Annotated in this window: 22 protein-coding genes; 7 read left to right on the top strand and 15 right to left on the bottom strand. The window is 67.0% G+C overall.

Annotation, left to right across the window (positions count from 1 at the left end; genetic code table 11):
• Nucleotides 1-85: 85 nt before the first annotated feature.
• From ACOOF5_RS06995 to ACOOF5_RS06980, 4 genes are all read left to right on the top strand, one after another.
• On the top strand, nucleotides 86-859 hold the full coding sequence (locus ACOOF5_RS06995) for a c-type cytochrome (RefSeq protein ID WP_420437799.1): 774 nt from the start codon (nucleotides 86-88) through the stop codon (nucleotides 857-859).
• A 90-nt stretch (nucleotides 860-949) separates the two neighbouring features.
• A complete protein-coding gene (locus ACOOF5_RS06990; protein WP_420437798.1) occupies nucleotides 950-2,215 on the top strand; it encodes a geranylgeranyl reductase family protein in 1,266 nt (421 codons plus the stop codon).
• Nucleotides 2,216-2,301: 86 nt separating this feature from the next.
• The gene (locus ACOOF5_RS06985) at nucleotides 2,302-2,493 is read left to right on the top strand and encodes a type II toxin-antitoxin system HicB family antitoxin (protein WP_420437797.1); all 192 of its coding nucleotides are present in this window, start codon (nucleotides 2,302-2,304) and stop codon (nucleotides 2,491-2,493) included.
• On the top strand, nucleotides 2,490-2,675 hold the full coding sequence (locus tag ACOOF5_RS06980) for a type II toxin-antitoxin system HicA family toxin (RefSeq protein WP_420437796.1): 186 nt from the start codon (nucleotides 2,490-2,492) through the stop codon (nucleotides 2,673-2,675). The genes ACOOF5_RS06985 and ACOOF5_RS06980 overlap by 4 nt, the downstream gene beginning before the upstream one ends.
• A gap of 11 nt (nucleotides 2,676-2,686) precedes the next feature.
• Here the strand turns inward: ACOOF5_RS06980 and ACOOF5_RS06975 are convergent, their stop codons facing one another.
• Both ACOOF5_RS06975 and ACOOF5_RS06970 read right to left on the bottom strand, forming a co-directional pair.
• Complete coding sequence (locus tag ACOOF5_RS06975) at nucleotides 2,687-3,193, bottom strand: 3'-5' exonuclease (protein ID WP_420437795.1); 507 nt, start codon at nucleotides 3,191-3,193, stop codon at nucleotides 2,687-2,689.
• 167 nt (nucleotides 3,194-3,360) lie between these two features.
• Nucleotides 3,361-3,714, bottom strand: a complete 354-nt coding sequence (locus ACOOF5_RS06970) for a hypothetical protein (RefSeq protein WP_420437794.1) — start codon at nucleotides 3,712-3,714, stop codon at nucleotides 3,361-3,363.
• A 329-nt stretch (nucleotides 3,715-4,043) separates the two neighbouring features.
• Between ACOOF5_RS06970 and ACOOF5_RS06965 the strand changes: the two genes are divergently transcribed.
• The 3 genes from ACOOF5_RS06965 to ACOOF5_RS06955 all read left to right on the top strand — a co-directional run bounded on the left by ACOOF5_RS06965 (nucleotide 4,044) and on the right by ACOOF5_RS06955 (nucleotide 6,038).
• The gene (locus ACOOF5_RS06965; protein ID WP_420437793.1) at nucleotides 4,044-4,337 is read left to right on the top strand and encodes a hypothetical protein; all 294 of its coding nucleotides are present in this window, start codon (nucleotides 4,044-4,046) and stop codon (nucleotides 4,335-4,337) included.
• A 467-nt stretch (nucleotides 4,338-4,804) separates the two neighbouring features.
• Complete coding sequence (locus ACOOF5_RS06960; protein ID WP_420437792.1) at nucleotides 4,805-5,557, top strand: hypothetical protein; 753 nt, start codon at nucleotides 4,805-4,807, stop codon at nucleotides 5,555-5,557.
• Entirely contained in the window at nucleotides 5,547-6,038 is a 492-nt protein-coding gene (locus ACOOF5_RS06955) for a type II toxin-antitoxin system VapC family toxin (protein ID WP_420437791.1), read from the top strand. The genes ACOOF5_RS06960 and ACOOF5_RS06955 overlap by 11 nt, the downstream gene beginning before the upstream one ends.
• Here the strand turns inward: ACOOF5_RS06955 and ACOOF5_RS06950 are convergent.
• From ACOOF5_RS06950 to ACOOF5_RS06890, 13 genes are all read right to left on the bottom strand, one after another.
• Nucleotides 6,031-9,366: a helicase-related protein gene (locus tag ACOOF5_RS06950; protein ID WP_420437790.1), complete on the bottom strand. Its 3,336-nt coding sequence runs from the start codon at nucleotides 9,364-9,366 to the stop codon at nucleotides 6,031-6,033. The two genes, ACOOF5_RS06955 and ACOOF5_RS06950, sit on opposite strands and share 8 nt — an antisense overlap.
• On the bottom strand, nucleotides 9,363-11,225 hold the full coding sequence (locus tag ACOOF5_RS06945) for a phospholipase D family protein (protein ID WP_420437789.1): 1,863 nt from the start codon (nucleotides 11,223-11,225) through the stop codon (nucleotides 9,363-9,365). The genes ACOOF5_RS06950 and ACOOF5_RS06945 overlap by 4 nt, the downstream gene beginning before the upstream one ends.
• Nucleotides 11,225-12,466, bottom strand: coding sequence for a DUF6361 family protein (locus ACOOF5_RS06940; RefSeq protein ID WP_420437788.1), 1,242 nt, complete (start codon nucleotides 12,464-12,466; stop codon nucleotides 11,225-11,227). Before ACOOF5_RS06940 ends, ACOOF5_RS06945 begins: the two co-directional genes overlap by 1 nt.
• Nucleotides 12,467-13,086: 620 nt before the next feature.
• On the bottom strand, nucleotides 13,087-13,275 hold the full coding sequence (locus tag ACOOF5_RS06935; RefSeq protein ID WP_420437787.1) for a hypothetical protein: 189 nt from the start codon (nucleotides 13,273-13,275) through the stop codon (nucleotides 13,087-13,089).
• A gap of 104 nt (nucleotides 13,276-13,379) precedes the next feature.
• On the bottom strand, nucleotides 13,380-14,669 hold the full coding sequence (hemL, locus tag ACOOF5_RS06930; RefSeq protein ID WP_420437786.1) for a glutamate-1-semialdehyde 2,1-aminomutase: 1,290 nt from the start codon (nucleotides 14,667-14,669) through the stop codon (nucleotides 13,380-13,382).
• Nucleotides 14,670-14,697: 28 nt separating this feature from the next.
• Complete coding sequence (locus ACOOF5_RS06925) at nucleotides 14,698-15,486, bottom strand: uroporphyrinogen-III synthase (RefSeq protein WP_420437785.1); 789 nt, start codon at nucleotides 15,484-15,486, stop codon at nucleotides 14,698-14,700.
• Nucleotides 15,479-16,393: a hydroxymethylbilane synthase gene (gene hemC, locus ACOOF5_RS06920; protein ID WP_420437784.1), complete on the bottom strand. Its 915-nt coding sequence runs from the start codon at nucleotides 16,391-16,393 to the stop codon at nucleotides 15,479-15,481. The genes ACOOF5_RS06925 and hemC overlap by 8 nt, the downstream gene beginning before the upstream one ends.
• An 11-nt stretch (nucleotides 16,394-16,404) precedes the next feature.
• Nucleotides 16,405-17,664, bottom strand: a complete 1,260-nt coding sequence (locus ACOOF5_RS06915; protein ID WP_420437783.1) for a glutamyl-tRNA reductase — start codon at nucleotides 17,662-17,664, stop codon at nucleotides 16,405-16,407.
• 219 nt (nucleotides 17,665-17,883) lie between these two features.
• Nucleotides 17,884-18,708, bottom strand: a complete 825-nt coding sequence (locus tag ACOOF5_RS06910) for an SAM-dependent chlorinase/fluorinase (RefSeq protein WP_420437782.1) — start codon at nucleotides 18,706-18,708, stop codon at nucleotides 17,884-17,886.
• A 31-nt stretch (nucleotides 18,709-18,739) separates the two neighbouring features.
• Entirely contained in the window at nucleotides 18,740-19,531 is a 792-nt protein-coding gene (gene proC / locus ACOOF5_RS06905; RefSeq protein WP_420437781.1) for a pyrroline-5-carboxylate reductase, read from the bottom strand.
• A 163-nt stretch (nucleotides 19,532-19,694) separates the two neighbouring features.
• Nucleotides 19,695-20,171, bottom strand: a complete 477-nt coding sequence (locus tag ACOOF5_RS06900; RefSeq protein ID WP_420437780.1) for a YbjN domain-containing protein — start codon at nucleotides 20,169-20,171, stop codon at nucleotides 19,695-19,697.
• Nucleotides 20,172-20,190: 19 nt separating this feature from the next.
• Nucleotides 20,191-21,462: a glycosyltransferase gene (locus tag ACOOF5_RS06895; RefSeq protein WP_420437779.1), complete on the bottom strand. Its 1,272-nt coding sequence runs from the start codon at nucleotides 21,460-21,462 to the stop codon at nucleotides 20,191-20,193.
• A gap of 120 nt (nucleotides 21,463-21,582) precedes the next feature.
• Nucleotides 21,583-22,581 (bottom strand): hypothetical protein, encoded by a 999-nt coding sequence (locus ACOOF5_RS06890; RefSeq protein ID WP_420437778.1) that lies wholly within the window; start codon nucleotides 22,579-22,581, stop codon nucleotides 21,583-21,585.
• Between the last annotated feature and the right edge of the window lie 10 nt (nucleotides 22,582-22,591).

Below are 22,591 nucleotides of genomic sequence, written 5' to 3'. Positions count from 1 at the left end.
GTGCGCTCGGGCGCGTATCGTGCCCTGCGAACTTGGCCGTGCCGGCCGTGCCAGAACCCCTGGGGGCGACCCCGCGGAGGATCCCGTGACCGATGTTCCCGAGTACCTGCTGGAGCGCTCGCGACAGCGTCGCATCGCGCTGGGGGTCCTCGAAGACGACGGCAGCGGCGACGGCGGCGCTGCGAGCGCGACAGCGCCCGCTGCCGGGGGGGCTCCCGCAGCAGGCCCCGGCCAGGCGGAGATGATCGCTGCCGCTCGCGAAGCGGCGCAGCTCGAAGCCGAACCTGAGGCACCGCCCGATTCGTCATGGGTGCTCGCAGCCCAGAAGAGACATCGAATTCCGATCTGGGTGCTGCCCGTGCTGTTCTGCCTGCCGCTGTGGGCATTCGTGTATGTGCAATTGACCGAACCGCCGCCTGAGCCCATTACTGCCATCAACGAAGGTGCGGCGACCTACACGGTGCGCTGCGCGAGCTGCCATGTGGGCGACGGCTCCGGCAGCGACGGCAGCGGCGTGGGACGACCGCTGTGGAACGGCGAAGTGCTGCTGACCTTCCCAGATCTGGACGACTCGTTCATCGAGTGGATCGCGGTCGGCTCCGAAGGCATCGGCCTCGGACAGGTCTACGGAGATCCGAACCGGCCAGGCGGTGCGCACATCACTGGCGAGACTGAGTCCAACATGCCGGCGTTCGGCGAAGTGCTCAACGACCATCAGCTGTACTCGGTCGCGCGATATGTCCGCGAGGTGATCGGCGGCGAGATGATCAGCGACGAGGTGGCTGCCGAGCGCGACGCCGAGTGGGAGCATCTGGGTGGCGGCGCTCTGTCCGGCGGGGGTGGCGGCGGCGGTCACTAAGAGGCTGAGCGGCAGGCGAAGCCGTGGCCCCGTCTGCGGCGCTCATGCCGGGTTCCCGTCTGGGGGAATCCCGATCGTGATCACGACACCTTGACCCAGACACTCGCTTGCGACGTGCTCGTCGTCGGTGGCGGCCCTGCGGGCAGCGCGGCCGCGTACTGGCTGGCGCGGGCGGGACACGATGTGCTGGTCATCGAGCGCTCGACGCACCCTCGAGAACGCGTGTGCGGCGACGCGCTTACGCCGGTGGCTGTGGGCGAGCTCATCGGCATGGGCTGCGATCCTGCCAGCGCGCGTTGGCACCGGCACCACGGTCTGCGCATCACCGCCCACGGACAAAGCCTCGAGGTGCGGTGGCCACAAGGCGAGCAATGGCCCGGCTATGGCGTGGTGGTACGTCGGTCGCGACTCGACGCGCTGACGTTCGCCCGCGCGCAGTCTGCGGGTGCGCGCGGGCTCACCGGTACAGAGGTCACGGCGCCGCTGATCACCGATGGCCACCTACGCGGCTGCACTGCTGTGGACCGCAGCGGAGCACAGCCGCGCGACGTGACGGCACGCGCTCGCTACGTCGTGATCGCCGACGGCCCGCGTTCGAGCTTTGGCCGGGCACTGGGGACCGTGCGCTCGGGGACCTACGCGCAGGGGTTGGCGATGCGCGCGTACTACCCAACGCCCCGCCACAACGAGCCCTGGATCGAGTCAGTCTTCGCTTTGGCTGACCGCTCCGGGAGCCAGCTGCCGGGTTACGGCTGGGTCTTTCCGGTCGGCGACGGCACGGCCAATGTGGGCGTCGGCCTGCTCAGCCATCACTACGGCAACGAAGCCATCTCGCTCGAGCGACTCTTCGAGCAATGGGTCCCGCAGATTCCCGAGCGCTGGGAAATCGACCCTTCGGGACCCTGCACCGAACCGGCGAGCGGCCGGCTGCCCATGGGAGGATCGGTACGCCCACGCTCGGGTCCGAATTGGGTGGTGGTCGGCGATGCAGCAGGCAGTGTCAACCCTTGGAACGGCGATGGCGTCGGCCCCGCACTGGCCACCGGCCGACTGGCAGCCGAGGTCATCGGACAGGCGCTCGACAACGATGACGGTCTCGAGTTAGCGCGCTACGAGGCCGAGCTTGCCGCGCGCTGGCAGCAGTACCACCACCTCGGTCGGCTGACGACCCGCGCGCTCGGCCGCCCCGGCCTCATGCGACAGCTGACTCAGCTCGCGATTCGCTCCCCCCGCATGGGGAATCTGGCCATGCGGGTCTCGACCGATCTGATGCAGGCCAAGACCGGCCCGCTCGGCCCCCGCGGCATCTACCGAGCCGCCTCGGGAGTTGCCCGACTCTGGCGCGACCGCGCCTGAACGCTGTCCGTCACCAATATCGCCTTGGGGCCATCTCTCCAAAGACGCTAGGTTCAAGATCAGATGGCCAGCAGGGAGACGTAGACGTGCGGACCACGAAGATCGTCTACTGGCAAGAGGATGAGCTGTGGCTCGGCTACCTCGAAGAATTCCCTGACTACTGGACCCAAGGCACCACGGTGGAGGACCTCGAGGAGCACTTGCGCGACCTTCACGCGGACGTGACGAGCGGTGAGCTGCCCGGGGTACGCCACGTCGCCGACCTCACGCTGGCGTGAAGCGAGCTGAACTCGTCAAGAGAATCCGTGCGACGGGGTCAGTATTGGTTCGTCATGGCTCCAAGCACGACTGGTATCGCAACCCCGATACTGGCGTGTACCAGGCGGTCCCGCGCCACAACGAGATCAACGAACGACTCGCCAGACGGATAATCAAACAACTGAGCCCACCGAGCGATTGACGTCTGAACCGTCAGGCAGCTGGGATGCGGATCGTCTCGAAGTGATCACGACCGGCGTCGATGAGTGAATGCGGCTTTTCGCTGCAGAGGACATACAGCGCATCACGAGCGCGAGTCATGCCCACGAACAGCTTGGAGGCGGCCAATGCCTCCGCATCGGTCCGCTCAGCGGCATTCGATACGCCTTTCGCTGTGAAAGGCCACGCGCCGTGCGACACACCGAGCAGGAAGACCACCTTGAACTCAAGACCCTTCGCCCGGTCGAGCGTTCCTACCTTGATGCCGTCATCCTTGGCGTCGCCATTGCCGAACACCGAATCCTTCAGATTCTGGGTCAGTAGGCGCGAACCCGACAACACACTGACGGCAGCGTCAACCTCTTCGTTTCTGGCGGCGAACACACCGAAATCGCTCAGGGCGAGATCCTCCGGGTTGGCCTCCCTCAGTCGGGCGATCTCGGCAGCAACCCAGCGCCGCTCGGCCGACTTGTCGGCGGTGATTACCAGCCGGGGTGGCACGCCGTCGGTTTCCGTCTCGCGGGCGGCGTCGCTGCGGCGCGGGGACGAGTCCCTTCCCTGCTCAGCCTCGAGGTCAGCGACAGCAAAGCTGCCTGCACACGCGATTGCTGCCTCGATGATCTTGCGCGTGTTGCGGTAGTTGCGTCCGAGATTGTGGCTGCGACCGCCTACGTCAACTCCAGCAGCCAGCAGCGTGTAGCCGCCCGGAAGGGCATTTCGCGACCGATCCGGTCGATGCCCAGGTAGCTGTCGAGATCGTCGATGCCGCGCCCGATGATGACCCGCTGGATTTCCTCTCGCAGGTAGCCGTCAGAGCAGCCCAGCTCGTGCAGCGGAGTGCCCGGCCTTACGATCTCCTTCTTTGCAAGCGCAAACGTGTTCTCGTTCTGCACCCCGTTCCAGTTGCGCAAGTCACCAGCTTCTTCGCACATCTGAGCGGCGAGCAGGTCGATGTTGGTGAACCGGACGGCGTCGCGTGCGGAACCAGGCAGTCGCTCATAGAGCGTCTCGAGAACGGGCACCAAGCTCTTCACATAGGTGGTGAACAGGATCGGAGCTCCTCAGATGCGCGCATCGACCACAGCTGACCGGCCGGACTCTTGCCGCGCAGCTTCTTGAGCCTCAGCCCCGGCAACCACGGATCTTCGAGGTACCGCATCACTGCCTGGTTCACCCGATGCTGATCGTCCTTGGTGAGGCAAAGGACTGAATCGCGGAATCCCGGCGAGTAACGCACGCTCGGTGAGTCGGCGTCAGCAGTCGGGACCACGACCGTCGCGGCACCGTCGAGCGGGGCTCAGACGCCTACGGCAAGGCGTTCGAGAACTGGGTGTTCCATGAGTTGTGCGCGATGACGGCGTATCACGAGACCGGCGAGGAACTCAGCTACTGGCGGCTGCCCAGCGGCATCGAGGTGCACTTCATCGTGGGCGACATGCGCATCGCAGTCGAAGCCGAGGCCACCACCACCGTCACGACACGCCATCTACGAGGGCTGCGCACACTGGCCGAGGAGCATCCTGAGCTAGCGGCCCGAGTGGTGGTTTGTCTCGAAGTCTGGCCACGCCGCACTCACGACGGCATCGATATCATCCCCGCGGACCACTTCGCCCGCCGCCTCTGGCAAGAGGGCCTCGCGCCATAGCACCTGGGCGTCGCCGCCGTCGAAGCCAAGCCCTCCGCCCTCGCGAACCACGACGCCATCCGCGTTCGCTCACCTGCAGCATGAATCCGGGAATCCGCCTCCGCGAGACAGTGAAGATTTGGGCAGGGAGCCCCACATTCCTTCCGACCGGCTGGTGCGCGCCCCCGACGCGACACAGACCCACAGATCGTTTGCAAGGCACGAAACCAGCGACGAGACGAGTCACACCAGCACCAGTCGAGGGCACAACCACCATCATGAGTGCGGAGCGCCGAATTGGTGCTTCGCGATCCAAGGGATCCGCTCGGAGCTGATCCAGATGGACACGGTGACCACTGCCTTGGCTCGACTCGGATGCCAACGGTTGGTTACCAGCAGCGAGTCCGATCGCGGCCCATCCTGCGAGCTGATACTCGTTGACAGAAAGTACGGCAGGGCGGACAGATGTCGGAAGTACGATCCGCGTCATGCGCGAAGACGAGGTTCGCTTGCGGGTCGGAGGCGAAGTCACTGTGGATCTGCTGTCAGCCGCGCTGACGGCATTCACAGCGGCACTGTCGGCCGCTGAGGCGAGCCATGATGCGCGGATTCGTTGGGTGGTGGCCGATTTGGATTACGGCAGCGCCGTGGCCCTGGTGCGAGCTGTTCCCAACGACGATCGTTCCGAAAGGCTCGTCCCACGGGTCTGCCTGTCTCTCGTCGAGACCGGACGGGCGTTGGCCGACGGCGTGGCCGATACGGCGCTGCCCATGACCCGTCACCTGACCAAACTGCAGGAGCTCGCCGGCGGCGAGCAGCCGGTCTCCATCGAGTGCGCCTCTGCTGCGGTTGAGTTCGCGCCGGGCCGATCGGCTGAGCCGTCCGGCGCAGAGACCGACCGTTACAGGTCGCTGGGCACCGTTCGGGGCCGCGTCGAGATGCTCTCGCACCGGCGTGGCTTGCACTTCAGTCTCTACGACCTCGTCGACGACGCCGCGGTGACGTGCTACCCGACAAGCGGCATGGAAGCCGTGATGCGCGATATATGGGGCCGCCTAGCCGACGTGACGGGCACGGTGCGACGGGACCCTGCGACGGACAAGCCGCGCTCGATACGAGACATAACCAGCGTCGACCTCGTAGAGGAGGGCTCCAGCACCGCGTACCGCTCCGCCCGGGGCGTGCTCAAGACGCACGAACCGGCCGAGGTGCTCGTCCGCCGGATGCGAGATGACCAATAGCCCCCGGCGCGCTTACTTGGACGCGAATGTCCTGATCGCCTATCTGTCCAACGAGCCCGGAAGGGGCCCCGTTGTAGCGTCACTTCTCGAAGATGCCGAACGCGGCAGCATCGAGCTGCTGACATCCGTCCTTACGGTGACCGAAGTGGCATTCGTGGCGAGCGACCACGCATCGGGCGACGGCCCAAGTGCAGAAGAGGACAACATTGCGAAGCTCTGGGTCCCGGAGTCACCCGTCAAGCTGACCGACGTATCGATGCGGGTCGCCGAGCGTGCACGCGACATCGTCAGGACAGCACGCAGCAGCGACATGAAGGGCGTCAAACCACCAGATGCCATTCATCTCGCCTCGGCCGAGGTGCATGGCTGCCAACACTTCTTCACCTACGAAGGCGAAGCGACTCGCGGACAGTGGGCACACTGGGTAGCACTGGCGGTCGACGAGCCGTACACCGACAACCCACAACTGGATCTCAGCTAGAGGTGAGCTGAAAAGGACGGCCGGTAGCGGCTTCGGCCATCGCTGGCGGTGAGAGGTCGATCTTCAAGTGGGCTGTCAGCTGCTGCAGCTCTTCGTCGGTGCGGTCGGCGCTGAGGAATTCGACCAGCTCTTCTTGACGGGGTTGACCGAAAGCGAGGCGGTATGCGGCGAGGGCCTTGCGCAGTTGTGATACGGCTGCTGCGTCGCGGCTGAACGGCAGCACGGGCATGTGGCGTTGGATCTTCGCCGGGCCTTCGTTGAAGACCCAGTACGGCACGATCGCTCCGTCGGCGCCCTGGTTCTCACTCAATGCAGCGTCGAAGAGCTCGTTCCATAGGTCGCTGTCGGGCGACATGCCGTTCGTGAGCAGGTCCGGTCCCAGGGTCGCAGCGAGATTCCGTCGCACCGCGTGACCCTTGTAACGGTGCACGCGTCCCTCGCGCTGCTCTAGGTCGACTGGGTTGGTCGGCAGGTTCCAGTGGACGACTGCGTGGCACCATAGGTGGAAGTCGAGGCCCTCTTGCCCTACCGACGTGGAGGTGAGCACGAAGGGCCAGAACGGGGAATTGAACGCTCGTGACACCGCCTCGATCCGGGCCTCACCGCCCTCGTCGAGAGTCTGGTTGCCGAAGGCCACGGCGAACCTTGTCCGCAGACGGTGTTCCTCCAAGGTGAATTCTCGGCCGTTCGCCGTTCGGCGAGGAATGTCCACTCGGAACAGCGAAGTCCGAAGATCCAGCGCCTCTTCGACCTTGTAACCGATGTCGTCGGCTGCTGCGGCGCGCTGGTCGTCGTCGCTCGGGTTCAGGTGGCCGAGCCAATCGCGAAGAACATGGAAATGCTCGTCGAGGACGGCCTGGAGGTTGCCGTCGATTGAGTGCCGCACGACATCGCGCCAGTACCGCTCAACACCGGGCTCGCCATCGGCCTCATCGAGTCTCCCGCGGACTACGACGCCGGTGATCTCAGGTGCGTTGAAGAACCGCCGGAATGCCTCGGCGATCCATGCAGCGTTCGACACTGTCGACTCGTGCGAGATCGGGAGGCCGACAGCCGAGCTGACCGCCCGCAAGGCGCACGGCGCTGGGCCGCCGACCGCGACTTCGGCGAGCACCGCTGCGAGATCATCGGGCGGGCGGCCGAGCGCAGTATGGCCGTGAGCGACCATCGTACGTGCCTGGGTGAGATGTGCCCTGAATCCCCCGCCAACTTCGTCACCCTCCCAATGCTGCGCGCCGTTGGGGGCCAGCAACCGCTCTGCCGCCGAAGGGTGCCGCTGCTGGTCGAGGAACAGCGGCGCAGCCCAATACCAGCGTCGATCCACGACGCCGTCCGAGGGCGCGGCCCGCACCAGCGGCGAGATGGCGTCGGCGATCTGCGCCTCTATCTCGGCGAGCAACGCCGAGACATGGCGGCGACCGTCCCGGGCCAGTCGCCGGGGATCGCCCAGTTCGGCGAGGCTCGGGCTGGGCCACACCAGCAGAAATGCCGTCATCGAGGCAGCTCGGCGGGCGCTCCGCGCCTCCCCCGCTCGGGTCTCGCCCGCCGTGCGCTCACTGGTGCGGAAGTCGAGGCGCTGGCCTCCCCGTCGGCGGTAGTCGGCGGTGTAGTTGTGGTTGCGGCCGGCGAAGGCGTGCCGCTCGGCCTCCAAGCTGACCAGCGACGAGACGACCTTCGGCACCACCGCCCAGCCCGAGAAGATCAGCCGCTTGGTGAAACCCGCGGCTTCGGCTGATTCGTACACCGAGCCGGTGTCGTAGTAGCGAAGGGACGGCGGCACCCACAGCATCTCGAACGCCCGGTGACGCTCCAAGTCCTCGAGCAGCCAGCGGAGCCGCCCGTTCTGGGGATCGATGCGCTGATACGCCTCCACGTCCTCCCAGCTCAGCAGGCCGGGGCCGGGATCGAGCCGCCCTTCGTCGGCAAGCCGGCCTTCGGTTGCGGCCTGCCGGACGGCTTCCTTCAGCTTGTACCGCTCCATGAAGTTGACGAGATATGGGCCCGACTTCCAATACTCAGTGGGCTCGTGATGGTCGACATTCTCCGCAAGATCGCCGATGCGCAGATAGGCCCGAAGATCATCGGGCGCCACAGTCACATGAACGTCACGCTCGGCGAGCATTCCGTCGCGGCTCGGCGTGGCCGACAGTCGTTCGGTGCGCGCCATCACCTTGCGCAGGTCCGAACTGATGTCGGTGCAGATTGCCTCGGCGTTCGGAAGGGACTCCGCAGACGTGAGCGCGGACCGAAGACCGGCGAAGTGCTGCCTCAGCCGGTCGACCCGCTCTTCGTTCTGGAACAGGAACTGGCACGTGTCGAGAAAGTCCGCATAGTGATCGCTGTCGATCTCGTCGGCCGTCGTGTACATGCGATACGGCGTGGCCGACAACAGCAGCGTCCGGGTGAGGCGACCGGTGGCGCTGTCGGTGTAGTTGAACAAGCGATGCGCCAGCTCGGCGGCGAAATTGTCCGGATCGGGTCGCAGCAGATCCTTGAAGCGCTGAAACTCGTCCAGCACCATGAGATCGGGCTCGAGCGCTTCAATACCGACGATTGCCAAGATGCGACGGATCTCCCCGATCAACACGCGGCGGTCATCCCACAGCTCGCCGGGAAAGGACCGCTTCCATTTCAGGCCGTCGACCAGCCGGTCGAAGAGCGTGCGAAGCGTCGGCTGGCCGTGGCGACGACGTGATTTGTCGACCTCGGTGAGCTCTTCGGCGAACGCCTTGAGCGACGCAGTGATGCGCGGCCGGTGGTCGCGCTCCCATGAGCGCAGGCGCGCATCGGGATCGCCGGCTGTGATGCCCTCCCAGAAGATCCTTCGAGCCGGGGCGGTCATGACCTCGGCGCCCCAATGTGCCCGCAGGAATGTGTATGCCAGGCAGCGTTCTTTGAATTGGCCGGTGCTGCGACCGAATTTCAGCGACGTGCCGGGCGTGATCGCGATGAGATTGATGCCCGGCTGCGTGCGGTCGCCCTCGTTCAGCGCAGTGAGCGGGAGCATGGCGAGCCGACCGACGTCGTCGAGCGGTTCGATGCCTTTGGGAACGAGATTGCGAAGGTTCTGGCGTGCGATCGCTGTGTTGGAGCAGACGTAAACGATGTCGTGGCGTGTGTCGCCGATGCGACCGAGATGGTCGATGACCTGTGCGATGACGCCCTTGGCGACATGGGTCTTGCCGAGGCCGACCTCGTCGGCGACCAGGAACCGGAACGCCGGATCGTGCTCGGCGAACATGCGCTCGAACGTCCAGCGAGCGGTTCGACGCTGGAAGTCCTTCAAGTCACCGAGGACTGCCTCGACGTCGACGTGCCCTTGAGTCATCGGGTTGGTGCTCCTGCGGGTGCTTGCGCGGTGTCGCCCTGGGCCGCCCCTGCGATCGCTACGTCGAAGATGGCATTCCACAGTTCGGCGAAGCCCGCCGGCAGCGCGTCGTCGGCCGCGAGGTCTGACACGAGCGGGTGAAGCCCGGCCAGCTTTGCCGGGTCTCGACGCATCGTTCGCAGCAGCTTCTCCAGGACCGGCAAGGCGACCGCGCCGGTTCCGTCGTTGGAGGCGTCGGCACTGGCTCGCTCCACCGCGTCCAGCAGGTCCCGCTGGCCCGGGTCCTCGTCGAGCAGTGCCAGCAGATAGCGGAAGAAGCGTTCAGCGTTGCCGATCAGGGAGCGCAACAGGAACCGTTCTCGATGCTCAGGCACGCCACGTAGCGGGACCGGCACAACGAACTCGGTCAACAAGCCGTCTTCGTCAGCGAGTTCGAAGGCGAGAAAACCGCTCATGGCTTCGAGGCTCGTCTCGAAGCGTTCCTCCAATGGGCTGCCCCCGGCCACTTCACGCCGATTGCCCGCCGACGAGAGCGGCCAGCAGTGGACGTCCATGCCATCAAGGCTCGGCAGCGGCGCGCTCGATCGGTACGTGACCGCCCAGTTCGACCCGCTCGCCTCGACATGCCCTTCGAACTGCAGCCGTGCGATGACAACGCGTGCCCTGTCCAGCGTCGATGTGTCGTTCAGCGGGATCGGCTCGCCGTCGGGTGGCCGGTACGAGATGAACCATTCGCGCAGGCCGGGCTCGTCCTCGTCACCGTCGCAGAGCCGATCGATGCCGAGCGTCGCAGTGGGCCCCGTCAGCTCCACAAGGATCTCCACGCTGGAATGGAAGGCCGAGTAGGTCGCGTTCGCCGAACCCATGAACAGACGCGCCCGGTCGCCGGTTTCGAACGCGAAGACCTTGGCGTGCAGTCCTGCGAGCGGCCGGGCCGGATCCAGCGGCGATGACCGGTCATCGGGGGTGGCGAGCTCGATCGGGCTGTGGTCGTCGAACGTGTACGTCGTGCCCACGTTGGCGAGGGCAGCCGGCTTGAGGGAATCGAGCCATGCCTCCAGGCTCACAAGTTCGGTGATGGGGTGCGGGTGCACGGTGTTGAAGAAGCCGTCGCTCACGAACGGGGAGATAACCAGTGATCGCTCGGCGTTGCCCGGCAGCGGCGAACCCTTCGGCGGCGTAGGCCGGCTGTCGAGGCCCAGCACATGGACCCGCAGGTCGTCCACGCCTTCGGGCAGGGCGAATGTGGCCGTCTGCAGCACTGCTGCGAGCGATTGGACCCGCTCCCGGTGGGCTTCGGCGACGTCGCCGACCGCGGCATCGAGCAGGCCTTCGAACAGCTCACCGATCGGCTCGAGCCGGGCGCCGCCGGGACCGGGGCTCTCATCGAGCCGCAGCACGGCGTCCCAGCTTGCATCGAAGGTGAGGTTTCGGCTGGCCACCAGCACACGCAGACGCTGCTGACGCGCCTCGCCGGCGGGCCCGTCATCGCAGGCCTCGTAACGCAACACCCACACCTTGGGATGCACGATCCCGCCGTGTGGCGCATCGACCGGAACCACTGCTCCTTCCAGGAAGGCGAAGACCCGCCGGGACGGCGGCACAGCGGTGAAGCCGGCCTGATTGAACACAGTGATCTTGCCGGCATGGGAGCGCAGGGCGTGCAGCAGCTCGACCGGCTCCAGTTGCTCGCCGTCGGCAACAACACCGTCCGGCCCGGTGAGCGCAAACGCCGCCGGTGCCGCAAGCAGTGCCCGAAGATCAATCGTGAACGTGACGGCCATCGCCGATTCGATCCGGAAGCCCGCCGGCGGCCGCATGGCGCCGATGAGCGTCAACCGGTTGGTGGGCTGCAGCATCAGGCGTCCGCCACCGGCTGCGCCGCGGCAATGTCGGCCATGTAGCTCTGCGTGATGCCCCAGCGGAAATCGAACTGCCCGCCGACGCCTGCACCGTTCCAATTCTCCAGCGAGGAGCGGTGTGCCAGTCGAGCTCGCTTTGACTTCAGACGCAGTTCGCGCTGGTGGATTCTGCGGTGGACCGCTGAGTCCTCGGCGAAGCTCTCAGGGTCGGCCGCGATGCGCTCGACCATGGCGTTCACGAATTCCTGGGCACCGACGCCGACGCCGTGCTCGTTCAACATGGCCCAGAACTCGGGTAGATCGGCGACCCACGAGCGGACATCGTCGAGCCGCGACGCCACCTGCTCAGACCAGTCGTCGAGACGGGTGCGTTCGTTGGTCTCCAACTCGCCCGTGTCCCATTGCAGCTCTGATCGAGCCTGACGGGCCAGCAGCATGTTGTAGACGTACTGAGGTCCGACGGTCAGCTCGGAGAAGTTGTGGGCGTGGCGGAGGATCTCGACAAGCGGGCCCGGCATGGTGTGGGTCGGCAATTTCCACGGGTAGTCGACGCCCGCTGCTGCCTCCGGCGTCGCGCACAGCCAGGCCAGCAGCGTGCCTTCATGGCTCCGCCGGATGTGATCCACCAGCACCTCCGCCTCACCGGGGCCAAGGTCGAAGGTGATCTCTTCGTGCAGGAAGTCTTCAGGAGCGTGTGGCAGTTCCGCCCACATCGAAACTGCCCGCGTCGTCGCGTTGCCGTCGTCGTCGCGATCGGGCCGATGCTTCCCGAGGGCGGCGGCACGCTGTCCGTACTCGGAGATGCTGTAGTCCAGCCGCCGCAGGCCCCACGTCCACAGGCCTCCCCAGTAGGCGTCGCTCGGCATGCGCTGGAGGTTCCGGCCGGCGGTGTAGCCGATGACCCCTTGGTTGCGCCCAAGGTGACGGAGACAGTCGATCAGCCGTGCCTCGTCGTCCCGCAGCCGGCGCGGGAATTCTGCTGCAGGCACACGCTGGGCCTCAAGCCCCGCGCAGATCCACGGCACGAAGAGGAAGTAGCGGAGCCTGGTCTGAATGGTCGAGGTTCCCGGATTGAGCATCCCCGAGAACGCATCGCGCACGGTGCCCAGACCCAGAACGTCGAGCGTGCCCGGCTCGTCAAGCGCCCGCAGCAGTTCACCGACCCGCTCGCTCGCCGCGCTGTCCAGGTCCAGCCACCCCAGCGACGACTCGGGAACGTAGTCAGTCGCCGTCGCCAAAGAACAACTCCAGATTCTCGCTCCCGGCCAACCGGCACACACAATGCTGACCGGTCACACAGTTCCTCACCACTGCTCAGCCCGACCCGTATCACGCGCCCGCTTGCGTGTCTTGATGCGCTCTATCGCTTCCGGGCTCAGCGGGAAGCGGGCGCGACCATCATGCAGCCACCAACCACCGGCCAACGACGCCACCACCCAATATGCACCCAGCAGGGCGAAATCGCCGAGAAGACTGATTGAGGCCCAGAACCTGGACCACGGAACAATCATTCACGGCACCGCGGTAGACGCCAGGCGCCAAGCCCACTTCTCGCCACGACTGCGGAACTCCGGGAACTCCCCCCACGCCCGCCGCACCTCTCGCCAATACGACGGCTGAATCCGTTGAATCGTCCCGTTCGTCATCTGAGCAACTCAAGTGCCGTCATCGATGCTGAGACTATGCGCCATCCACAGGCCACGACCGTGCCGCTACTGGGTGGCCGCCAACACGGGCTCCCGCAATTCGGCATCGGACACCTTGACGCTCGCGTAGATCGCAGCGGGGTCCTCGTGCCGCCGAATTGCAGCCTCGTCGAACAAGTCGCGAGGATCCTGCGAATGTGGCGCACGCTGTCTCATCCAGACGTCAGCCGGCCGCAGCTGTCGTCCCAGATGTCCAAGCCGAGCTGCTCCAACTCGGCCAGGGCCTCACGCACGCGCGGCGTCTGGCTCGCCGGAACATTTCCCTCCGTCTTGAACTTCGGATGTCGCAGCCAGTAGACGATGCGCAGCGCCATCAAGTCGGCGTAGGACCAGAGCTTCACCCGAGTGGGCGACACCGACGGTGTCGCGCGACCGATGCGTGTGAGTACCAGGAGATGCGCATGGATCTTGAGCGCAGACCACGCGACTTGACTTCTGGCGGACCCTAACCACGCAATTCGGCCGCTGTGGCGGCGTCGGCTATGGAAGCGACGGCATCGTCGATGACGTCGGGAGTGTGCGCGAGGCCCACGAAGATCGCCTCGTAGGCACCAGGGGCGAACGCCACGCCGCGTGCGAGCAACTCGGCGTGGAGTCGCGCGTAGGCCTGCTCGTCGGTGGTACGGGCATCGTCGTAGTCGACCGGCAACCGGCCCGCATCAGGCCCTGCGCCGCAGTACAAGCCGACGAGCGTGCCGACCTGGCAGACGGCAGCATCGAAGCCAGCGTCAGCTAGCGCGTCACGCGCGCCGTCGGCGAACCGGCTGGCCCGCGCTTCCAGTTCTGCATAGGCCGCCGGTGTGAGCTGTTCGAGGGCCGCTAGGCCTGCTGCTGTGGCGAGTGGGTTTCCCGACAGCGTGCCGGCTTGGTACACGGGACCGGTCGGGGCAAGCGTTTGCATGATCTCGGTGCGGGCGCCGAGCGCGCCGATCGGCAAGCCGCCGCCGATGACCTTGCCGAAGCACGAGATGTCGGGCGTGACCCCGTAGCGCTCGGCGGCGCCGCCGCGGCCCAGACGAAATCCGGTGATGACCTCGTCGAAGATCAGCAGTGCGCCCGCTTCGTCGCAGGCGTGCCGCAGGCCCTCCAGGAATCCGGGCACGGGCGGCACCAGGCCCATGTTCGCTGCCACCGGCTCGACCACGACCGCCGCGGTCTCCTCGTCGAGTGCGGGCACGACGTTGTATGGAACGACCACCGTGTCGGCCACTGCGCTCGGCGGGACTCCGGCTGAGCCCGACAACCCGAGCGTGGCAACGCCGCTGCCGCCTGCGGCCAACAGTGCGTCGGCGTGGCCGTGGTAGCAGCCGGCGAACTTGACGATGCGTGAGCGCTCGGTGAATCCCCGTGCCAGCCGCACCGCGGTCATGGTGGCCTCGGTTCCGCTGCTGGTCAGCCGCACCTGCTCGACGCCGGGCGCCGCCTCGGCGATCAGCTCTGCTAGCAGCACCTCTCGCTGCGTCGGCGCGCCGTACGAGGTGCCGTCCGCGGCAGCCTTCGCCACTGCCTCAGTGACGGCCGGGTGGGCGTGACCCAGGATGATCGCCCCGTAGGACTGCACGAAGTCGAGGTACCGGCGACCCTCGACATCGAAGACGTACGGCCCTTCGGCCCGTGCAACGAAATACGGAGTGCCGCCGACCGAGCCGAAAGCTCGTACCGGCGAATTGACGCCCCCCGGAATCACCCGCTGGGCAGCTTCGAACAGGTCGGCATTCGTCGGCGGCGCGGTCACGGCTCGCAGCGTAGGGGTGCCGACGCGCTCACTCGTTCGCCGCATGTTCACCGGCGCGCAGCGCCGTCGCGACCGCTTCGACGAGACCTTCGCTGGAGGGACGGCTGGCGACGGCTGCCACCGGCAGTCCGGCTTGCGCACACGCAGCAGCCGTGGTGTCACCGATGCAAACCACCTTGGCGCGGACCTCTCGCTCGCCGATCTGGCTCAGATGGCCCGTCACCGCGGACGGTGAGGCGAAGATCACGGCATCCGCGGCAGCCACATCGGCAATGAGATGGTCTGACAGCGTGGGCGTGACCGTGCGGTAGGCGCTGACTGCGTCGACGGCCCAGCCGCGGGCTCGCAGGCCGTCGACGAGTTCGGGGCGGGCTTGCGCAGAGTGCGGCACAAAGCACGCGTCGCCCGGTTGCGGATCGCCGAAGGCCTCAGCGAGGCCGACCGCGTCGTTCCGGTCGGGCACGAGGTTGGCCGGTCGGTCTAGCTCGGCCTCGACGCGGGCTGCGGTGGCAGGACCGATGGCCGCCACGCGGATGCGCGCGAAGCGACGGCGCACCCCGCGCCGGTCGGCGCGTGCGAGCGTCGCCGCGACCGCGTTGGGTGAGGTGAACGCAACCCAGCTGAACTGTTCGAGCCGCAGCAAGGCATCGTCGAGCGGTTGGCCGCCGTCCAAGGGCGGCACCACCGCAATGGCCGGAGCGATCACGGGGCGCGCTTGGTGGCTGCGCAGCGCGTCCGCCAGCGGGGCGGCCTGATGCGACGCCCTCGTGACGACAACCGTGCGGTCGGCGAGTTCGCTGAATTGGCTCTCAGACATCGTCGCCCAGAGCGGACCACATGGCGGCGACTGTGCCGGTCCGGGTCATCAGATCGCGGGCCAACGCTGCTCCCAGGGAGAGACCGTCAACATCGCTGCCGCTGGTGCGCACAACGTCGCTGCGATCTGGCGTCGCCAGCAGCGCGGTCATGTGGAGGTGCCCATCGGCGCCGAGAGTGGCGTAAGCGCCGGTCGGCAGGTCACAACCACCGCCGAGCGTCCGCAAGAAGGAACGCTCGGCATGCACGCAGCGTGTCGTCGCCTGGTCGATGATCGCCCCGACTGCGGCGGCGGCTTGCGCGTCGTCGGTTCGATGCTCGATCGCGATGGCACCCTGCCCGACCTGGGGCACGATCTCGTCGGCGGTGAATCGCTGCGCGATCTGCCCAGCTTCACCGAGACGCTCCAGCGCTGCCGCTGCCACGATCACCGCGTCGATGCCTGGTTCGCCGGCTGTGGCGATGCGACGAGCCATATTCCCGCGCAATCCGGTGAACCCCAGATCGGGACGCAGTGCGGCCAGTTGGCACTGCCGGCGCTGTGATCCGGTTGCGACAACGCCGCCGTGCCCGATCGCATCGAGCTCCAGACCGACCAGCGCATCGCGCACGTCACCTCTCGCCAGGCAGCCTGCCAGCGTCAAGCCGGGGGTCGGATCCGAGCGCATATCTTTCGCGCTGTGCACCGCCGCATCGGCGCGCCCATCGAGTACGGCGGCTTGCACCTCAGTCACAAACACCCCCCTGCCGGACATCTGCGCGATCGGCGTGGACACGTCGAGGTCTCCGCTTGTGCGCACCGGCACGAGCTCGATGTCACCACCGGATGATCCGGCTGCCCCAAGTGCAGTCGCGACAGCGCGCGCCTGCCACATAGCGAGCGGGCTCGATCGTGTCGCGATCCTCACGCGGCCAGGGTCTATAAGTCGAAGAGGTCGCGCACCGAGTCCGCGAGCCGGTCGCCCTTGGCTTTGCCTGCCGCAGTCCGCAGCGCGACGGTGGGCTGATGCAGCAGCTTGTTGACCAGCGCTGCGGTTGCCCGCTCGAGGGCCTCGCGCGCGCCGTCGTCGAGTTCGGGGTGCGCCGCCAGTGCACGCTCGATCTCGGACTGGCGGACAGCTTCAGCCCGGCCACGGAGCGATTCGATCAGCGGCGCCATCTCTCGGGCACTGCGATCGGCCGAGAAGCGTTCTGTCTCGTCGACCAGGATCGACTCGACTGCTGCCACTTCGGCTTGGCGGCGGACGTGTCCGGTATCAGCGAAACGGGACAGGTCGTCCATGTCGAGGAGGGTGACGCCCGCAAGGCGCGCCACAGCAGGGTCGACATCACGGGGTACGGCGATGTCGACGATCAGCAACGGGCGGCCTGCACGCCGCTCGATGACTGCGCCCACACTGGCGTGGTCGACGATCACCGACGTCGCGCCTGTGGATGTCAGCAGCAGATCAACTTCGACCAGGGCGTCCTCCAGGCTTGCGAGCGGCAGATGATGGCCGCCTACTCGCGCAGCCAAGGCCTCGGCGTGCGAGGGCGTGCGATTGGCTACCTGCACGGCTGCGGGACCGGCCGCCGCGAGGGCAACGATCATGCCCTCGGCCATTTCGCCGGCACCCACGACGAGCACCCGGGAGCCTTCCAACGTGCCGAGATGGTTCTTGGCCATGCTGACCGCGGCGTGACTGATCGAGGCGGTCCCCCGTGAGATGCCGGTCTCGGTGCGTGCACGCTTGCCAGCGCTGATCCCGTACCGGAACAGCTGGTTGAGCACTGTGCCTGCGGTTCCCTCGGTGCGCGCTGCGTCCCACGCCGTGCGCACCTGGCCCAAGATCTCATGTTCTCCCAGCACCGCGGAATCCAGGCCGCTCGTCACACGGAACAGGTGGCGGGCCGCATCGTCGTCGTAGTGGACGTAGAGGTGGTCGGACAGATCGGCGGGCGCCGCACCCGACAGCGTGCAAAAGAAGTCGCGCACCTCGCCGAACGCGGCATGGAACCGCTCAGCCACCACGTAGGCCTCGGTGCGGTTGCACGTCGACACGACGATGGCTTCGCTGACGTTCTCGCACGATGCGAGATCGCCAAGTCGTTTCGGCACGTCGGTAGCGGGAACCGTGCAGCGCTCCAATAGCTCAAGCGGAGCGCTGCGATGGCTCACGCCCATGACAACGATGGACACGAGGACTACCCAGGGTTCGGAAATGCGGCCCGCACAGTCTCGCCGATCTGGTACCCCGTTTCCACGCGATCAGCAAGATTCGGTACAGGAAGTGCAATGAAAGATGTGGTCGCGAATCGCTCAGTTGAGGGCGACGAGCAGCTGAATCGTGGACGTGAGCAGGATGAGCGCAGCGAGCACCGCCAGCACAATCGCCGTTCGAGGTCTCATGTCACCGTCTCATGTTGAGGGGCGCAGCCGGATCTCGGTGCCTGCGGCGAAGCCCAGGTGCGCGGCGCTCCCGCTGGCCACCGTCAACTCAAGCAGACCGAATGGATCATCGGACAGCGCGAGGCTGACCGCGCCGGCTGCGCCCGTGGGCGCCACCTGGACCGACTGCGCGTTCGCTTCGGCCGGGTGCGAACCGGTCGCGACGGCTGTCCACTCCGCTACTAGGAGATCGCCGAGCGGTGCCACCGTCTCGCGGTCGACGTTGAGCTGAATCGTGCCCCAGCGCGTGACCGACAGCACTTCCGCGGTCACCGAACCATCGTCTTCGACGCGCGGCACCGCAACCAAAGAGGGCAGCAGCAGCGTCGATTCAACGGGTGAGCCCAGCGCCTCGATCGGCTCACCGGCCGCAAGGCGACCGGCCGCAGGTGCGAGCACGTCACGCGCCGGGTGGAGCACCGATGGTGGGTTGTCGCCGCCGGGAACATCGATGCGGATGGCCATGTCTGCGCCGCCGACCGCCGCTGTTGCCGCCGCCAGCACGCCGCTGTCTGGTCCCACCAAGATCGACTGGCCGCCGCCGACCGAGACAGCTATGGCGGGTCTGTCCAATCGGCGACCCAGTGAAGCAAGCACCACCCCAGGCGCGAGGTGCGGCACGCTGCGCACCAACATGAGCGCCGCGGTGCGCGAGTCACCCGGGTCGATCTCGTGGCACAAGTCGATCACGGCGGTGTGGGGGGCGGCTTGGCGCACGATCGAATGCATGACACCCACGGATTCGTCCGCGCTGCCGAGGTCACTCAGGAGGGTGACGGTGTCGAAGCCCGTCATCGTTGTTCGCCCGCCCTCGTCCCTCTTCTGATCACGCTGCGCCGAGTTCGGCGGATCGGTGGGTCGCGGCTTCGATGGCCGCCGCGAATGCAGCGCGCACACCGTGGCGTTCCAGCTCGCGAAGCCCGGCTGCAGTGGTGCCGCCGGGCGATGTCACGTCGGCTCGCAGATCGGCAGGCGAACGCCCCTCGGCCAGCAATGTCGCTGAGCCGAGCAGAGTCTGGATGGCCAGTTCGGTGGCCACGGGACGGCTCAGACCCATGAGGACGCCCGCTTCGATCATCGCTTCGGCCACAACAAAGACATATGCCGGACCCGATCCTGACAAACCAGTTACCGCGTCCATCAGGTGCTCAGAGACGCGCGCGACCTTGCCGACCGACCCGAGGATCTCGCTGGCCCAGTCGAGGTCGGCATCACAGGCGTGCTCGTTCGCGCAGATGGCCGCCGCCCCTTCCGACACCAGCGCGGGCGTGTTGGGCATGGCACGCACGATGGGAGTGCCGCTGCGGGCCGCGCCGCCGAGCGTTGCGAGCGTGACACCTGCGGCAATGGAGAGGATGCGGTCGGTGCCGGCCGCGGTGACAGCAGACACAACAGTCGGGATCACGTCGGGCTTGGTCGCCAGGATGGCACCCGCCGAGGCGGCGATTTCGTCGGTGACGGCGACGCCGTAGCGGTCTGCGAGCTCATCGCGGCGGGCGGGAATCGGTTCTGAGACGCAGATGCTCTGGGCATTGCGGCCCGCGGCGAGCAATCCGCCCAGCAGCGCTTCGCCCATCTTGCCGCCGCCGACGATCAGCAAATCGACCCTGTCAGCCATGGGGTCACGGTACCGGACGGCATCGGGACCCCTGCTGAGCAGGCGGTGCCGGGGCACTCGCAGTCAGTGAGTGGAGCACTTCCCTGCATGCCTGCTGGCGAGTGCCCCGGCGAGCGCCAAATCAATCAGAAAACTATGAAACACATCAAATGGTTTTCGACATCTACTTCTGGAAGCCCAGCCGGACGAGCGTCGTGAAGTCACGCTCGATGTACGCCCAAAGCGACCCGACAATCCGGTCCAGCTCGTCCTCGTCAACGCAGTGGGTGGGCAATTCTCCCGTCACATACAGCGCATCCTCGGGACCGATGCCGTACTGGGCACCCACCAGCGAGTAGTTGCGGCGCAGAACGAAGTCGGCAACCTGATCTGCTCGAAGCTGCGGGGCCGGAAGGACATACGACTCATAGGCCAGGGTGCGCTGGCGCAGCGTCAACCAGATGGCGATGACATCGCGGGACTCCCCCGCAAGACGCACGTACCAGCGGCGCGGCACCTCGGAGTCACGGGTCACGTCCAGCAGCATCGGTCGTTCTTCGGGAACGCCTTGAGACTGTGAGCGAGCCCATTCGGCCAGCCAGTCGTCCATGCGGGCCTCGAGCTGGTCGAGCTCGGCGGCGGTTGCGGGGCGACGCGTCATGGTGCGACCGGCCCGAGATTCACAGGCAAGCGACAAGCTCTCGTCGGCACGCGGCGTCGAGCACGTCCAGTGCTGCTGCCGCGCTCGCACGCCAGCTATAGCGCTCGGCGCGGCGAGAGCCAGCGTCGCCGAGGCGCAACGCCAGCAGCGGATCGGTGAGGATGTCTATGACGCGACGGGCATACGCCTCGCCGCTTCGGCCAGCGATGAGGTAGCCGGTGCGTCCCTCGACAACGTTGTCGCGCAAACCCCCGACATCTGACGCGACGACCGGTGTCCCGCACGCCGCGGCCTCCAGGGCGACCAGGCCGAACGACTCGGATCGGCTCGGCACCAGGCACACATCAGCGGCCCGGTAATAGGTCGACAACAGGTGGTGCGGGAGAGGATCGACGAAGCGCACACAGTCCGAGACCGCCAGATCGTCGGCCATGTCCTCCAACCGGGCGAGCGTGTCGTGACCTTGGGGACCGCTGGGCCCGCCCACGATGACGAGCTGCGCGTTAGCGCCCGCTGAGCCCCCGGCTCTCGTGGCGGCGAGGGTCTCGATCGCCAATTCGGCGCCCTTGAGCGGCTGCAACCGTCCGACGAACAGCAGCACCGGTCCGGGCGGCAGCCCGATTGCCGCGCGCGCGGCGTGTCGCTGGCCTGGCGCGAACATGGCCCGGTCCACGCCGGGTGTCAGCACGTGAACTCGTTGTGGCGGTACGTCGTACAGCGATCTGAGCTGGCCCGCCTCCGCGTCTCCCGAGGTGAACACGGCGTCCGCGCAATCGATGACACGCTGCTCGGCCTCGCCGCGGTGGCGCGGCTCGGCATCGCCGGTGCTCGCCTTGACGCGGCCCAGCGTGTGAAAGGTGACGGCCAGCGGGACATCGAGGCGGTGCTTCAGCACATGTCCGGCCAAGCCGCTCAACCAGTAGTGAGCGTGGATTGCGTCGACTGGCCGTCGAGCGAGGTGCTCGCCGACCCGATCAGCAAACGCTGCGACGACCGCGAGCAGGTCGTCCTTGTCGAGCGATGGCGCACCGGCGTCGACGTGGGTGACGCTCAGCCCCGACTCGACTTCGATGTGGTCCGGTTGCGACGGATCGGTGCGACGGGTGTAGATGTCGCAATCGACGCCAAGATGGGCCAGCGCGGCGGTGAGCTCACGCACGTACACGTTCAAGCCGCCGCCGTCGCCGCTGCCTGGCTGGTGGAGCGGCGAGGTGTGCATGCACAGCACCGCGACTCTCGCGACGCGACCAGGTTCGCCCGGCATCTGAAGATCAGGAGCATCGGCGGCCACGGCCGATAACGCTACGCAGATCGCCGCAGATGCACGATCTCAGCGAGCCGAACCACGCCAGCGCGGCGTCGCGACCACGCCGGTGCCGCTGGGGCGCAGCGATCAGACCAGGCGCAGCGATCAGACATTGAGCAGACCCAAGCCCCACATCCACGCCAGCGCCGTGACGCTGAGCGAGTCGATCCTGCGCACGGCCCATTCTCCACTCAGGCGCTGGCGCGCTCGATGGGCCCCGCCGGCGAGCCGTGACTCGCTGCGGCCGACGGCTGATCGGCTCGCAGCATCGGCCTCATCCCGCAGTCGCTCCCGGGGTCGTGCGGCGATCGCGGTGTTCGTTCGGGCAGCGGCAGGGCCGAGCGGCAGCGTCACCGCAGCGAGCAGCCCAAACCTGATGACATCGGTAGGTGCGAAGGGCGGCACGCTCAAACCGGTCAGCGCGAAGATCACGATCCCGGCTGCGACCACCCCGACCAGGGGGCCCCGCACACTCGGCGGCCGACCCGCCGCGCTGAGGTGATTGCCAGCGTCGTAGATCGCAGCCGCGCTCACCAGTACGAGTGCCGCGCCGAGCGAGTAGCGGGCGACCGCCGCCGCACACGCAGCGGTGACGCCGACCTGCATCCACGTGCGAACCAGCAGTCCCGCACGGGCTAGGAATGGCGGCGGAGACGAGCGATCTGCGGACGGTGTGTTGGTGCCGGAGCGGCCGGGCCTCAAGACACCGGCCACGATGAAGCTGGCCACAACGGCTGCGCCGAGCACGGCGCCTGCCAAGCGGGTGTCGAGGACGCCCGCGAACCCGACTGCGCCGGCCAACGCGGCCGCCGGCAGGCGGTAACTCGGGTGCGGCGTCGGCGCTGCGGAAGGCCCGCCAGCGCCCGGCGAGGAACGTGGCACTTTGGTGCTGCTGCGAACGCTTGCGGCTTGCCAAGCTCCCACCATGGCGATCGCCGTCATGGTGAGCCCGAATGTCATGGCGCCCGCCCACAGCGCACCGATCAGCACCCCGAACCAGATCAACCCCGCACTGATGGTGGCATCACCCAATGCGACCGCTGGCCCAAGCCACAGCGCTGCTGCGGGGTGTGACGCCGGTCTGAGACCCGGCGACGCTGCCACCGTGCCGCCG

This window comes from Candidatus Poriferisodalis sp. (genome assembly GCF_965214215.1).
Classification (GTDB): domain Bacteria; phylum Actinomycetota; class Acidimicrobiia; order Acidimicrobiales; family Poriferisodalaceae; genus Poriferisodalis.
The sequence above is the reverse complement of the archived record's forward strand: the minus strand, read 5'-3'. Positions and strand labels throughout refer to the sequence as shown.

Excerpts from the sequence above, each read along its gene's own strand:
- ACOOF5_RS06965 (WP_420437793.1), top strand. The coding sequence starts at position 4,044 with ATGACGGCGTATCACGAGACCGGCGAGGAACTCAGCTACTGGCGGCTG.
- ACOOF5_RS06960 (WP_420437792.1), top strand. The coding sequence starts at position 4,805 with ATGCGCGAAGACGAGGTTCGCTTGCGGGTCGGAGGCGAAGTCACTGTG.
- ACOOF5_RS06955 (WP_420437791.1), top strand. The coding sequence starts at position 5,547 with ATGACCAATAGCCCCCGGCGCGCTTACTTGGACGCGAATGTCCTGATC.
- ACOOF5_RS06950 (WP_420437790.1), bottom strand. The coding sequence starts at position 9,366 with ATGACTCAAGGGCACGTCGACGTCGAGGCAGTCCTCGGTGACTTGAAG.
- ACOOF5_RS06945 (WP_420437789.1), bottom strand. The coding sequence starts at position 11,225 with ATGCTGCAGCCCACCAACCGGTTGACGCTCATCGGCGCCATGCGGCCG.
- ACOOF5_RS06925 (WP_420437785.1), bottom strand. The coding sequence starts at position 15,486 with ATGTCTGAGAGCCAATTCAGCGAACTCGCCGACCGCACGGTTGTCGTC.
- ACOOF5_RS06910 (WP_420437782.1), bottom strand. The coding sequence starts at position 18,708 with ATGACGGGCTTCGACACCGTCACCCTCCTGAGTGACCTCGGCAGCGCG.
- proC (WP_420437781.1), bottom strand. The coding sequence starts at position 19,531 with ATGGCTGACAGGGTCGATTTGCTGATCGTCGGCGGCGGCAAGATGGGC.
- ACOOF5_RS06900 (WP_420437780.1), bottom strand. The coding sequence starts at position 20,171 with ATGACGCGTCGCCCCGCAACCGCCGCCGAGCTCGACCAGCTCGAGGCC.